This is a genomic window from Pseudomonas sp. HP_01, assembly GCF_055284355.1.
The window spans coordinates 120,478-133,201 of sequence record NZ_JBTOPV010000005.1; the positions used below are offsets into that span (position 1 = coordinate 120,478).

Annotated in this window: 9 protein-coding genes; 4 read left to right on the plus strand and 5 right to left on the minus strand. The window is 55.1% G+C overall.

Going from position 1 to position 12,724, the window contains the following annotated elements; translation table 11 throughout:
- Window positions 1–157 precede the first annotated feature (157 nt).
- A complete protein-coding gene (locus ACYAR8_RS05330; protein ID WP_463579274.1) occupies window positions 158–856 on the minus strand; it encodes a transposase in 699 nt (232 codons plus the stop codon).
- A 405-nt stretch (window positions 857–1,261) separates the two neighbouring features.
- Here ACYAR8_RS05330 and ACYAR8_RS05335 point away from each other — a divergent pair, with 405 nt between their 5' ends.
- Window positions 1,262–2,071, plus strand: a complete 810-nt coding sequence (locus ACYAR8_RS05335) for an AraC family transcriptional regulator (protein WP_463579275.1) — start codon at window positions 1,262–1,264, stop codon at window positions 2,069–2,071.
- 277 nt (window positions 2,072–2,348) lie between these two features.
- Here the strand turns inward: ACYAR8_RS05335 and ACYAR8_RS05340 are convergent, their stop codons facing one another.
- The 3 genes from ACYAR8_RS05340 to ACYAR8_RS05350 form a co-directional block, all read right to left on the minus strand.
- Window positions 2,349–3,215, minus strand: a complete 867-nt coding sequence (locus tag ACYAR8_RS05340; RefSeq protein ID WP_463579276.1) for a hypothetical protein — start codon at window positions 3,213–3,215, stop codon at window positions 2,349–2,351.
- Window positions 3,216–3,321: 106 nt separating this feature from the next.
- Complete coding sequence (locus tag ACYAR8_RS05345) at window positions 3,322–5,592, minus strand: hypothetical protein (protein WP_463579277.1); 2,271 nt, start codon at window positions 5,590–5,592, stop codon at window positions 3,322–3,324.
- Between the two features lie 98 nt (window positions 5,593–5,690).
- Entirely contained in the window at window positions 5,691–7,724 is a 2,034-nt protein-coding gene (locus tag ACYAR8_RS05350; RefSeq protein WP_463579278.1) for a hypothetical protein, read from the minus strand.
- Window positions 7,725–8,273: 549 nt separating this feature from the next.
- On the opposite strand from ACYAR8_RS05350, the gene ACYAR8_RS05355 reads away from it, so the two are divergent.
- Both ACYAR8_RS05355 and ACYAR8_RS05360 read left to right on the plus strand, forming a co-directional pair.
- Window positions 8,274–10,676: an autotransporter outer membrane beta-barrel domain-containing protein gene (locus tag ACYAR8_RS05355; RefSeq protein WP_463579279.1), complete on the plus strand. Its 2,403-nt coding sequence runs from the start codon at window positions 8,274–8,276 to the stop codon at window positions 10,674–10,676.
- A 305-nt stretch (window positions 10,677–10,981) separates the two neighbouring features.
- The gene (locus ACYAR8_RS05360; protein WP_463579280.1) at window positions 10,982–11,875 is read left to right on the plus strand and encodes a PA4780 family RIO1-like protein kinase; all 894 of its coding nucleotides are present in this window, start codon (window positions 10,982–10,984) and stop codon (window positions 11,873–11,875) included.
- A 45-nt stretch (window positions 11,876–11,920) separates the two neighbouring features.
- On the opposite strand, the gene ACYAR8_RS05365 is transcribed toward ACYAR8_RS05360, so the two are convergent.
- Window positions 11,921–12,301 carry a hypothetical protein gene (locus tag ACYAR8_RS05365; protein WP_074890492.1) on the minus strand — a complete coding sequence of 127 codons (381 nt, stop codon included), beginning with the start codon at window positions 12,299–12,301 and terminating at the stop codon, window positions 11,921–11,923.
- Between the two features lie 155 nt (window positions 12,302–12,456).
- Here ACYAR8_RS05365 and ACYAR8_RS05370 point away from each other — a divergent pair, with 155 nt between their 5' ends.
- The gene (locus ACYAR8_RS05370; protein ID WP_463579281.1) at window positions 12,457–12,654 is read left to right on the plus strand and encodes a heavy-metal-associated domain-containing protein; all 198 of its coding nucleotides are present in this window, start codon (window positions 12,457–12,459) and stop codon (window positions 12,652–12,654) included.
- Window positions 12,655–12,724: the final 70 nt, after the last annotated feature.

The following is a 12,724-nucleotide window of genomic DNA, read 5'->3' on the forward strand; positions in this document are numbered from 1 at the left end:
TTATTAGCATTGCTGTGTTGAAGATTGGGATGGCTCTCCTGTGTTTAAGTGGAAAGGGGACTGATTTATTTACAACGTTTCACCGTAAATTAATCTGTCCCCGAGTGCCGCGTGTGCCATGTCCCCGCGTGCCAAATCCGATCTGATCCATCCCTGATCAAGTATCCAATACACCCTGAGGCCGACCCCGGCCCCGATACTCAACCCGTCGCCCCAACACCTGCTCAACCTCATCAGCAAATTGCCGTCCCCCGGTCAATTGCCCCCTCTGCAGTGCATCCCGAATCAGTCTCAACTCGCTGTCAGCCGCCGGCGCCTCAAAAAACGCCCGATACGCCAGTTGCCGACCAAGCTGTGTCAGCCCCAACGCCTCGTAACAGGAATGAACATCCAGCCAGTCGTGCTGCACATTCGTGGTGAACCGCAACCCAAAGCTTGACCATCGATACTCCTCGACGCGTTCAACCATTCCGGCCCGCACAGGATTGAGTTCGATATACCGACTGCATGCCAGCAAATATGCATCGGACTGCACAACGCTAGACTTGTAACGACTCTCCCATAGCGTTCCAGACCGCCCCTCCAGCTTATTGCGATACCGCGTCATGCGCGCAGCAAGCGCCTTCATCAACTTCCCCAATCCTTCGGTGCATGAAGGGGCTAGCAATAAGTGCACATGGTTGGTCATCAGGCAGAACGCAAACACCTTCACGTCAAACACATCTTTGAGTTCCTGAAGATCATCCAGATAACGCGCGAAATCGTCCTCATGGGCAAACACCGTTTGCCGGTTATGGCCGCGCTGAACAATATGATGAGGGTGACCGGGCAACACGATACGAGCAATGCGGGGCATGACTGATCCTCCGTCCTTGGGAAGGATCAGCGTAGCCGCGGTAGTTGAGTGTGACCTACGCGAGACGGGGCAAATGAGTTGCAACGTTTGTAGCGCAAGCGGACCAAAAGCGCTGACTCGAGGCAGGGGCTGAGTCAAGGTGCAAGGGGGCAGCAGGTGCAAGGGGCCTGATTGATTTACACGCTTCACCGTAAATTAATCTGTCCCCGTTTGAAGGGGACCAAAATCAAATAAATCAGACCCCTTTTAGTTCATAATCGATCTTATAGTTATAGCGCTTATCGCCGTATCCCGGTGGGTATCACCAATCTATCCATTTCGTTTAGTTGATGCTATCAGCGTGCACAGCTAGGAGAAGTTTCGGGCAGCGACGTAAACTGTCTCCTCACGACACAAGGTCTGCACATGCCCAACGGACAGCGCCCACTGCGCAACACCGACACCCAGCGCCTGATTCCACAGCTGACCGACTTGCCGCGCCCGCTCTACGCCAGAGCGGAGAGCTTGAACGCAGGATCGTGGACGCCGACTCATCGTCATGACTGGGTGCAGTTTTCCTACGCCATCAGCGGCGTGCTGGGCGTGCACACCGAGCAGGGCAGCTTCTTCGCGCCGCCGCAGTGGGGCGTCTGGATTCCTGCCGGGCTCGATCACGAGGTAGTCACGTCAACCCGCGCGGAGATGCGCAGCCTCTATGTGCGCTCACCTGATTCTTCGGGGCCTGTGGATCGCTGCCGCGTGCTCGAAGTCACCCCGCTGGCTCGCGAACTGATCAAGACATTCTGCCTGATGCCCACCGATTACCCGCAACACGACAGCCAGGAATCGCGCCTTGTTCAGGTGCTGCTCGACCAGTTGTCGAGCTTGCCGGAAGTGGGCTTCTCGTTGCCGCTGCCCCGCCATGCGCGGTTATTGGCATTGTGCAACCAGCTGATTGAAGAACCGGGACAAGCGACCACGCTGAAAGACTGGGCGCATCGGCTTAGCATGTCGGAGAAGACGCTGATGCGTTTGTTCCAGCGCGAAACCGGATTGAGTTTCAGAGGCTGGCGGCAACGAGCGCGATTACTCGCCTCGCTCACTGCCTTGGAGGAGGGCGGCAGCGTGACGAGCACCGCCCTCGATTGCGGCTATGACTCGACCTCGGCCTTTATCGCCGCGTTCAAGGGACTGTTCGGGTTTACACCTGGGGAGTTATTCAGACGTGAGTCATAGTGTTGATGCAGGGGGTGGGAATATGAAATGTTGTGACCACGCCATGCTTAAACGTGACTGATGTCAAAGTTGCAGCACCCGTGACTGGGGCATCTTTGTGACGTCAGCCCATTTCGATGTGCTCAAAGTCATCAAGGAATACAGACCTTTTCACACCGGCGTACTTGCTTTCAGTAACCAACTCCGCTTCTTATGTGGCTTTAACGGATCAGGAAACAAGGGCGGTGATCGGTCCAAGGGTTCATCACCGATCACCCCCTCAAAATATGCATGTTTATCAGGCAAAGGTCACCGTACCGTGAATAACCACACTGGTATCGGTTGTGGATCCTCCGTTGGGAATTTCAACATCACCTGCCTCATTCGTCACCCTGGTAATAGTGACGGCGCTGACGGTTGGTACAGTTTTGACAGTGTAGGACTGCAGCGGGAACGCCTGCCGCGTCTTGCCACCGTCAAATGACACTTCCAGCGCGAGCTTCAACTCCGAGCCATCGGCCAACGTTTTCAAATAGTCCAGAGGAATGGTAGTGGTCTGGGCATTTGCATCGCCAATCGGATAGCCTTGCCACGCTGGCACATCCAGGTTGCTGGAGCCTTCCATCCGCAGCCATAGCTGCTGTCCTGCCATAATCAATGGCCAAGGCTCAACTGTAACCTTCGCATCCTCTGTAAGACTCGACACGTCCAGCTCACCAGCTGAAGATGCTTCAGTGATTTTAGGAGGTTTGAGCTGCTGGGCGGGAATGGACGATACCGTTAAATCGAGGATCTCGGACAATGCGACACCGGCGGGCCGAACCACCGCATAGATTATCTGGATGGTCTTGCCGACGGCCGCTGCAATTTGAGCTGCCTTTACTCTGAACGTAACCTCTTGAAAAACGCTGCCGTTTAGCGTCTCAAACGAATCGTCGCCGTTGAATGACAAGCCGATGATGTCTGAGGTCAACATTGTCGGGTAAGAGACAATGACATCCACGCCTGTCAGGCCCAGCGTAGGATCCAGAATGTCACCCTGTCCGGCAACGTCTACCTTCGGCTTTGGGAAATCCGGATTTTGTAATGTGGCGTATCTTCCACCGGCAATCGAAGCGAATGCTTCGGCGAGTTGGCTTTTCTGTTCAGCGGTTGGTTCGGTCATGATATTCCACCTTTCCATGGTTTTGGTCAGCGATATTGTTGACCATTATCGACAATGGGCATGCACGGAATGAGTGCACGCTATTTATTTTTAAAACGGTTGTCACTCAGGCTCTCATTACAAAGTTGTCCCACAGTGTCCAGTCACTGCGGACAATAAGTTCGATGTAGCGTATCGGCTTACCTGCGCTGGTATATGAAATTTGCTGATTGGGCGTTGCAGGCAATAGCTGTGAACTCAGTTCTGTCTTTGCTGCGTCCAGATAGCGAACGGCAGTACTTCCAGATTCCACCCCATGAACATCGAACGAGACGGCCTGGCACTCAGTATCCAGTTCCAGCTCGATCGTCTGGTTTCCCTTCGCTGCATAGGCCAGCTGCAGAACTGGATTAACGAAATAGCTGGCTGCTTCCGGCGGCAATATATAGCTGTCCACGAAACCGGCCTTTCCATCTCCCTGCAGAAACCGGACTGTCATGTGCTTTGTTTTAATTGAGCCGCCTTCGCTTATCAGAACAGCGGCGTCTCCTGTTTGCTCTGAAAAGTCTTCAGTGACATCGCTTTCACTGCCCGCAGTTATCAGCAGTGATCTGCTTAAGGATGTCCTGGTTTTGCCGTCCAAGGTTACTGTGTAATAGGTTTGCACGTTTTGATTCAAATCGGCCAGAACGTCTTTTTTTTCTACGATGAATTCAATAGCCTTATCGCCCCATGTGGCGGGAATTCTGAAGCCATTTGTTAACGGTTTCAAACCGTCCCAGTGAAACTCGACATATTCCGAGGCTATCATTGGTTTATAGGAAATACTTACGGGCAAGCCGTTGGCGGGTACTTGGGTCGGGTCGAGTGTCTCGCCTTCTGCAAGTTCGATCACGGGTGCTGGCAGTTCGGAAATGGAACTTCTGATCTGCAAGGTCGTTACGGGTGAATTGATTACCGGACCGTCGCCTTTGTTGAGAACGTAGCTAACATCGACTTTACCGTCTATAAGCGGTGTGATGTACATCATGTCGATGTAACGCTCTATGGGATGACCATCCATATTCTGCGTAACAATGACGTCGAATGTGTAATTCTGTGGAGCGCCCGATGCTGTTGTACCGGCCCACGTCACATGCAGGGAATCTCCCTCGACAATCATTTCGCTGGCGTCAATACGGAGAGTTGCGCCTTCAGCGGGGAGAAGCCCTGGATCAAGCGTACCCTCGAACCCCACGACCTTCGGAGCAGGCAAGGCCTCGACTGCGCCGATGACCGCGACACTCGCCCTGCGAGAACTTTTTACATTTCCCGCTTGTGGCGTAACGGTGTATCGCATCACCGCATACCCTGAGGCGATCAATTTCACCTTGGCGTTGGGTATTTTAAGAGACAAGCCCCAGCCGATATCTCCCTGCTGGACAGTGTGGCTAACCCGCTCGTCCGGAAGAACAGTGCCACCGGCCGTGTGTCCGCTCCAGGTCAGTTCGACTGTATCGCCAAGTTCCATGGCTGGTTGGTTATAGTCGCGTGACGTGTTCGTGACCCAGTAATAGGTCTCATGAGGTGACCGACTGTAGGTTGGAATGTCGACATTGAGATCAGAACCACCAAGTTCATCGATATCCACCGCTCCATCGACTACCCCCTTACCGCTAACCCGCGGGGCTTGCAGAAAGCTGTTACCCACCTCAACATCAGTTTCTTTTTGCAACGACCATCTGGACCAGTTGTTTACGAGGTCGCGCACTTCGTAGCGGACGACGACTTTGCCGGGGCTGGCTTCGAGCGTCGTCCGAGTCACGACAAAGGTGACAGGTTGGCCGACTATCAACGGGGAGGACGGCCTAAGTCGCTGTCCGCCCCAGTCCAGCGTTACTACATCGTCCATGTCCATGTTTGTATACTGAGCCACTGTTAACGTCAATTCTGCAGTGGAGTCGTCAATCACATCAGGAACACCCGCTACGACAGGTAAATTTTCATTGATGTAGGGGGAGCCCGGATCCGGATCATTGCCACCAGGCACACTGGTTTTAACTCTTACTTCCAATTGAGGCGATGTGCTCTCGTTGCCGCCGATCGCCGTGGTTACCTTGTACTTTAGGGTATGCAATCCATCGCCGAATCGGGTGATGTCTGTCACTTTCACGAGAAAACTGACGAGCCTGGTTTGTACGGCTGCTTCGTCTACCTCTTTCGAGATCAGTGTCGTGTTTTCCCACTCAATATCAATGCGATCTCCCAAGTTAATGGCTCCGTCCACGGGCAGGACAACCTGCACGGGAACCGTTGCTTGTGGGTCCTCATACAGGTCGCTCCAGTTAAGGCCGCCGTTGGCTTCGGTGGAGGGAACCCTGGGAATGTTAAGCGCCTTTAATGCGGGTGGAGTGTTCATGGAACTATCCTTGTTCTAATACAAGTTTGACCGTCGCAGTCGTTCAGCTTCCGTTAATGAGCGGCGACACAGGCCGGAGCCTGCATCGCCGTCATTTATCATCGGTAGTTTTTGCAGGTTTTAGAGCCGCCCGGGCAGACTGACTCGCCCGGCAGCTTGACGTCGCAGTACGCCGACTTGGGATCGGACTGAGCGGACCCTTTGTCGTTTTCGAAAACGACATATGCTTCTACACGGCCTTGACTGCAGACAGCCCAGTGGTAAGTAGCCGGGACATTGAAGTCGTAGGTTAGCCTGTCATTGTCGATGTCTTCTTGGGTCACACTGTATGTCGCGCTGTAGGTTGCTGCGGGGATAAGGGTTCCCTCCGATAATTTATCGTAACCGGTAAAGAACAGCGTCACTTTGCTGCCCGCCACGACGTTGCTGTAGTCCAGTCGAGTTTGCACCGGGTTGTAACGGCTACCCGGCGGCCCGATCAATTGCTTGTCGCCAATAGCCCCCAACTCATTCAACACCGTGAAGACCACGTCGTCGATCGTACCCTCCCCTGGGAGTTCATCCGGCCCTGTCACCTGGACCGGGGTCGGCGCCGCAATCGCCGTGTTGGTCGCGGACGGGGTGCCGTCAGTGATACGGGTGACGGTGTAACCCACCGGGATCGCTGAACCGGAGCCCTCCGCCTCGATCGTCGTGCCAGGAACGGTCAGCTGCAGATCCTTCCCGTCGTCCAGATCTTTTTGCACAATGCTGCGCGTGACCGTTGTCTGGGTTTGCGAACCCCAGGTGAGCTTGATGAGATCCTCAAGCTCGTATACATCCTCTCCGTCCTTGCCCAACCATGGAATGTACGCAGTGGCGTTTTGATCGAAATCCTCGGGTGGAATGATGTTGTCTTCAGGGCCGGGTGGCGGGCTGCCGGTATTACTGAAACTGCGCACCACCAAGGGCAAAAGGTTTTCGTGTTCAGGGGTCTCAGGGTCGGGGTCTGGGCCGCCAGGCAGTCTCAAGTCCACCTCGACGTTGTCAGTTAGCGATTTGCCAATGGACTCGCCATTGCGGAACACCTCAAACAAAACGTCGACGTTACCCACTTCGGTTTCGGCGGCCACCAGGGCATACGAAAGATCAATGACAAGGATGGGGTCGTTCGGAAGGTCGGTGGCAGTCAAAGCGTGTTTATCTGAGAGCTGGCTGCCCCAATTAACTTGTATCTCATCACCCACCTGCGCCAGATCATATTTCGTGATGTTGACCAATGTCCCCGAGCGCGCTTCGGCCTCGTCCAGCAGATCGGAATCGGCCTGTGGCACGGTGGGGGCAGGGATGATTGTGGGGGTAGTGTGTAGTTGAATGTCATATTGCACGGTGAAAGAAGCAGCGAAGTTGCCGGACTTGTCGGTCACCCCGAAAGAGAAGAAATGAAGCCCGTTGCCTACTTTTTCCAGTTCGGCCTCTGGGTAGTAGAGCTGGATAAACTCAGGTAGGTTTGTAGGTTCCTGATCAAGTTCCTGTGAGTAGACGAGTGTCGTTCCGATATATAGGTCAATCTTATCGCCTCGGGCAATCCCTTCGTAATGCGCAAGCTGGACTTTCAGCTGCCCATTGATAATGTCCGAATCTACGATCATTCCACTTTGGGCAACCGCAGGCGGAAAAAGCAGTAACGGAAAGGCTCCGCCACCGGGCGCGACGGTGTCTACCCGCACAGTGAACCTCTGGCTAAAGCTCTCGTTCCCGCCAGGGAACGAGAGAGCCCTGACCCTCACTATGTATACACCATGGACCAGCAGGTCTTTCGGCACATAAGTCTTGAATACGGTTGCCGGGTTTGCTGCCTCCGCATCAGTGACGGTGTATGGCGTCCCTACCAAGTCGTCTACACCCGGGTCATTGGGATCACCCGGGATGAATAATTTCCATGCCGCCTGCAGCCGCATTTGGGGTCTGACCCCATCCCACCATGGCATGTTTATTTCAAGATCGTCGCCGAGGACGGTGATGGGTAAAAGTCCGTCATAACCCGCGATTGCGGCGGGGACAGAGATAATAGGCTCTGCCAGTGCGACGTCACCAGACCGGTCCGCCGGGCAAGCGCCGAGCCTTAGTGCTCGAGAAACATAGCTGCTCATGTGACTCTCCCTAATATTCAAGATGCAGTAAAATTCGTAGCCGATCCGAGGCCACCAATTTATTGCCGTTAGTAGCCATTGAGGTGTACAGACCGTTTGGCGCGCAGGTGGGCTGCTGCTATTTGATAGCGCGCCACGGACTTGGAGTTGTCGCGAATTCATCAAGAATCACGCCTCCACCCGAAGTCCATTTCGATGGAGACACGAAGTGCATCTCGGCATCTGAAATCAAGGTTAGTGCACCCGCAGCGTAAATAAACTAACGCAACTATAATATTTCGCGATAACGCCAGCGCTTTTACCTCGGAGTCCTGTACGTCGTCGTTTAGTGCGTGTGTTTCCGAGTAAGCAAAATACTCCGCGAACAGATCTTGTCTGCTCGTTATTTCGAATGGCAATAACAACGCAATGCGTGATCGCGAAATTTTCTAAATTCTTATCTGGTAGGAAATTTCCTTGTTTAAAACAGGAAATGTCCTACACGTGCAGCTAGCCTGATTAATCATACTGCGGCCTTCGTTTTGTTTTCCTCGTTGAGGTGTCTAACTAATGTCCGATAAATTTCCAAAAGCTGCGTTGGCGTGTTCCGCTGCGCTCGCAGGGTTCTTACTTCAAGAGGGCGCCCAGGCGCGCACACTCAATGGAAGCTCTGCTACCGTGAACAGTGGTGATCCCATTGAAAGCTGGACGCTGCTAAATGGCGCGACATTAGACGTAAATGCTCAGACGTCCTCCGTTTCAGTCCAGTCAGGGTCGACCTTGAATCTAAATGCGGATTCGTCTGTGCTGTCGCGAGGGAGCGCAGTTTCGCTAAACCAGAGCGACGCTAAAATCGCTGGCGCGCTAATAGAGAGCACTGGCAGTTTCGGACTTGTTCTTACTACTGATTTTGCGGGTACCCCCGGCACAACTGCCAATGTGGTCAACAGCACCATCATCGGCTCTGGACGGGGGGTGAGTGCTTCGACCGGTGAATTGAGCTTGTCCAATACCATCGTGCAGGGCAACGATGCGGGGGGCGCAGGGTCTTTTCTGGGGGGCGGTGTGGGCGTGGCGCTGTTCAACAGCTCGGCAACCATTACAAACGGCAGCCGTGTCACGGGTGGTCAGAACGGCATATTGATCAGCCCGGACTCGGTGACGCCCAACCTCCCCTCGAGCGTGCTGATCGATAACTCCACGATCGCTGGCGCAACCGGAAGCGCGATAATCGTCGGGTCATTCGATGACGCCCTTCCTTCGACAGCGACCATCACCATTCAGAACGGCTCCTCACTGAGCGGCGGCAATGGCGTCATTCTCGAAGCCGCCAATAATTCCACTGCAACGTTTATCGTTGATAGCAGCAGCCTGACAGGAGACGTACTGGTGAACGCTGGGTCCACTGGCGCACTGACTCTACAAAATAGCGCCGCGCTGGCGGGTAATGTCACAAATGTGGGCAACCTGGAGGTGAACGGACGTTCCTCCGTAACAGGCAACATTTCCCAAATTGACACGTTTAGTGTTGAAACGGGCTCCAGTGTCAGCGGCAATGTTTCTGACGTGCAGCGCTTGAATCTGAGCGGGGGCTCTCAACTCAGTGGCAACCTTTTGCGTGTTCAGAATTTGAGTCTGGAAGACTCCACCTGGACCACCAGCGACGGCCAGGGCGTGAGCAATCTCACCATGAATGCGGGCACGGTGAACGTCGGCGCAAATGCCGGTACGTTCCAGACCCTGAATCTAAGTACTTTGTCCGGTAACGGCCGGTTCATCATGGACACTGACCTCGCCAGTCAACAGGGTGACCAGATCAACGTATCGGGTGTCGCGACCGGCAGTTACGATTTGCAGATCAGAAACACCGGCGTCGACCCGGTCAAGGGCGGCCCGGACCAGCAGGTCGTGCACACAGGTACGGGCAGTACGGCCGGCTTCGCTGTGATAGGCGGCCAGGTCGATTTCGGCACTTTTGCCTACGAGCTGGAGCAGCGAGGCAATGGTGACGGAACTGATTGGTATCTGGTGCAGAAATTTGATGACGAAGGTGAACCGATCCCGACCCCAGGTACGCGCTCGGTTATAGGACTGTTCAGCGCCGCTCCTACGGTATGGTATGGCGAGTTGACGAGTCTTCGTAGTCGCATGGGCGAGCTGCGCTACGGCAAGACGGAGGGAGGCGTATGGTCGCGGGCTTATGGCAATAAGTACAATCTCTCCGCAGCCGGTGGCACCGCCTATCAGCAGAACCAGCAGGGCATATCGTTTGGTGTCGATGCGCCTTTGCCCGTGACCGAGGGGCAATGGCTAGTAGGCATTCTGGCGGGTTACAGCCGTTCGGATCTGAACATCGCGGCAGGCACATCCGGACAAGTCGACAGTTACTACTTGGGTGCGTACACCACGTGGTTGTCTGACAGCGGCTACTACATCGATGCAATTATCAAGGCTAACCGGTTCAAGAACACCTCTGATGTGCGCATGAGCGACGGAGGCAAATCCGAGGGTAACTACAACACCTCGGGACTGGGCATGTCTGTGGAAGCAGGCAAGCACATCAAGCTGCAGGACGACTGGTTCGTAGAGCCATTCGTGCAGGCGTCGACGCTGTGGGTGAAGGGCCAGGACTATGCCCTGGACAACGGCATGGAAGCACGCAGCAACAACGCCGATTCGTTCCTGGGCAAAGTCGGCACCACAGTGGGGCGTAACTACCCGCTGGATAAAGGTGGCTATGTTCAGCCTTATGTGAAGATCGCAATGGCGCATGAATTCGCGAAGAGTAATCGGATCAAGGTCAACGACAATACTTTCAGCAACGATCTGTCCGGCTCTCGCGGCGAATTGGGAGCCGGTATCGCTGCTCAGTTGACAGACGTGTTGCAGTTGCATGCCGATGTTGAATACAGCAATGGTCAGAACATTGAACAGCCTTGGGGCATGAATGTGGGGCTTCGCTACAGCTGGTAACGAAGACGCAACCATTTGATGTAATGAAAGGGGTCTTGGCTGACCTCTTTCTTGCGCCTGCGTTGAGCGTTCCAACACCGCATGCCGATCAGCGTCGTTTCCTGGCACCGTGGTGACACCTGCCCGATGACCGTTTCGTCTATGCCGCGCCGCGGCACGAAAGCTGCTTCATGGGACGCGGAGACGGTAAGCTCTGGCATCGAATCGAGGTCCGCATTGCATATGCCCCTACTCGCTGGCAGAGGATTGCCGTATAACGGGCAACAATCGCGTGTTCGGCAACGAAGGACCCAGAATAAAAGCTGATGAAGACTCCAAAACGCATTGAACCCCTGATCGAAGACGGTCTGGTCGACGAGGTGCTGCGCCCGCTGATGAGCGGTAAAGAGGCAGCTGTTTATGTGGTGCGCTGTGGCAAAGAGCTGCGTTGCGCGAAGGTTTACAAGGAGGCAAACAAACGAAGTTTCCGCCAGGCTGCGGAGTATCAGGAGGGCCGCAAGGTCCGTAACAGCCGTGATGCCCGCGCCATGGCGAAGGGCTCTAAGTTTGGACGCAAAGAAACCGAGGACGCCTGGCAGAACGCCGAGGTCGCGGCGTTGTTCCGACTCGCGAGCGCGGGTGTCAGGGTTCCCAAGCCGTTCGACTTCCTCGAAGGCGTGCTGCTGATGGAGATGATTTGTGACGAATACGGAGACGCGGCGCCGCGCCTGAACGACGTCACGCTGGAGCCGGATCAGGCACGGGAATATCACGCGTTCCTGATCCAGCAAATCGTCCTGATGCTGTGTACCGGCCTGGTGCACGGTGACCTGTCTGAGTTCAACGTGCTGTTGACGCCGACCGGGCCTGTCATCATCGACCTGCCGCAGGCGGTTGACGCGGCGGGTAACAATCACGCATTCAGCATGCTGGAGCGCGACGTCGCCAACATGGCTTCGTACTTCGGCCGGTTTGCCCCTGAGTTGAAACAAACGCGCTACGCCCGCGAGATGTGGTCCTACTTCGAAGCAGGCACGCTGTCGCCATCGACCGTCCTGACCGGGGTGTTCGCTGATCCGGATGAGATTGCCGACGTAGGCAGTGTCTTGCGTGAGATCGAAGCGGCGCGACTGGATGAAGACCGTCGCCAGGCGGGGCGTGCGGCGGACGATGCGCCGCCGGGGAAAACTGAAGAACCGCCTCCGCCCTGGATGCAATAATCGACAAAGAAAAACCCGGCTCAGGCCGGGTTTTTTCGTTGGCGGCTAGTAATTCAAATCCGCTTTCTTCAAATACATCCCGTTGGGCCCGGACGCGATGCGGTATTTCAAAACATCACCCGCATTGATGTGCAGGCGCGTGTTGTTCTGCGCTTCAATGCCCGGCGAGCAGCCCGGCGTCTGGCCCGGCAGCACACGCAAGCGCACCGACAGGTCGCCTGCTGGCAAATTGAATGAGCGTGACTCTTCCTGATACAGGCGGCCGACGAGTTGGTCCTGCATGAATATTCCGATTTCGCAGGAGGTGGAGACCTCCAGGCGCTCGCGGGAAATGATCAGCACGCCATAGTCCTGATCGGCATGAGCCCAGGATGCGCACGCCAACAGGCCGGCGAAACCTGCAATACGAATGGCTGACCAGCGCATGGCTGATTCTCCTGATATGACGGTTGTAGGCGCACTCTGGCGCAGAGCGCAGATGAATACCAGCCCGGCAGATCCCTCGGAAACTTGACCTTGCCCCGACGGGAAGGTCTTAGATGGCGTTATCACACGTTTTCGATGAGAACAGGAGGCAGCACATGCAGGTATTCAAGGTTCAAGGCATGACCTGCGCACATTGCGTGCGCGCCGTCACCACCGCCATTCAGGGTGAAGACCCGGCGGCAGATGTACAGGTTGATCTCGACAAGGGTGAAGTGAAAGTCCAGAGCCTGCTTGGTGCCAAGCAGGTGGTGGGATTAATCGAAGAAGAAGGCTATACCGCAACAGCAGACTGACGCGGGTCTTGTAGGAGCGCGCTTGCCCGCGAATTGCGATGTGTCATCCCCAGGTCATGTGTCTGGAAAA

What these genes read in the sequence shown, in the direction of transcription:
- ACYAR8_RS05370 (WP_463579281.1), top strand. Translation starts at nt 12,457, where the DNA reads ATGCAGGTATTCAAGGTTCAAGGCATGACCTGCGCACATTGCGTGCGC.
- ACYAR8_RS05365 (WP_074890492.1), bottom strand. Translation starts at nt 12,301, where the DNA reads ATGCGCTGGTCAGCCATTCGTATTGCAGGTTTCGCCGGCCTGTTGGCG.
- ACYAR8_RS05350 (WP_463579278.1), bottom strand. Translation starts at nt 7,724, where the DNA reads ATGAGCAGCTATGTTTCTCGAGCACTAAGGCTCGGCGCTTGCCCGGCG.
- ACYAR8_RS05345 (WP_463579277.1), bottom strand. Translation starts at nt 5,592, where the DNA reads ATGAACACTCCACCCGCATTAAAGGCGCTTAACATTCCCAGGGTTCCC.
- ACYAR8_RS05335 (WP_463579275.1), top strand. Translation starts at nt 1,262, where the DNA reads ATGCCCAACGGACAGCGCCCACTGCGCAACACCGACACCCAGCGCCTG.
- ACYAR8_RS05355 (WP_463579279.1), top strand. Translation starts at nt 8,274, where the DNA reads ATGTCCGATAAATTTCCAAAAGCTGCGTTGGCGTGTTCCGCTGCGCTC.
- ACYAR8_RS05340 (WP_463579276.1), bottom strand. Translation starts at nt 3,215, where the DNA reads ATGACCGAACCAACCGCTGAACAGAAAAGCCAACTCGCCGAAGCATTC.
- ACYAR8_RS05360 (WP_463579280.1), top strand. Translation starts at nt 10,982, where the DNA reads ATGAAGACTCCAAAACGCATTGAACCCCTGATCGAAGACGGTCTGGTC.
- ACYAR8_RS05330 (WP_463579274.1), bottom strand. Translation starts at nt 856, where the DNA reads ATGCCCCGCATTGCTCGTATCGTGTTGCCCGGTCACCCTCATCATATT.